The organism is Lelliottia sp. RWM.1 (assembly GCF_016859735.1).
Classification (GTDB): domain Bacteria; phylum Pseudomonadota; class Gammaproteobacteria; order Enterobacterales; family Enterobacteriaceae; genus Enterobacter.
Genome location: NZ_WLVC01000142.1, coordinates 1 through 614 on the forward strand (window position 1 = coordinate 1; position 614 = coordinate 614).

Annotated in this window: 1 protein-coding gene; it reads left to right on the forward strand. The window is 47.9% G+C overall.

The features are described 5' to 3' along the window. Window positions 1-176: 176 nt before the first annotated feature. The coding region (locus GF617_RS26950; RefSeq protein WP_203452780.1) for a recombinase family protein at window positions 177-614 on the forward strand (438 nt) is incomplete at its 3' end.

Sequence of the window (614 nt, forward strand, 5' to 3'; positions counted from 1 at the left end):
AGTCAACGGGCATATCGGCCTCCCTGCCTGACGGGCATTTAGTAACATTTTTCCAACCGTACGAAATGTTATAAATTATCGGACATCGTAAAACTGTTACATTAATATGTCTATTAAATCGTAAATTTGTAATAATAGACATGAGTTGTCCGATATTCGATTTAAGGTACATTTTTATGCGACTTTTTGGTTACGCTCGGGTCTCAACCAGTCAGCAGTCTCTTGATCTTCAGGTCAGAGCACTCAAAGACGCAGGTGTGAAAGCAAACCGTATATTTACCGATAAGGCATCCGGCAGTTCAACAGACCGGGAAGGGCTGGATTTGCTGAGGATGAAGGTGGAGGAAGGTGATGTCATTCTGGTTAAGAAGCTCGACCGTCTTGGCCGCGACACTGCCGATATGATCCAACTGATAAAGGAATTTGACGCTCAGGGCGTGGCAGTCCGGTTCATTGATGACGGGATCAGTACCGACGGTGATATGGGGCAAATGGTGGTCACCATCCTGTCGGCTGTGGCACAGGCTGAACGCCGGAGGATCCTAGAACGCACGAATGAGGGCCGACAGGAAGCAAAGCTGAAAGGAATCAAATTTGGCCGCAGGCGTACCGTG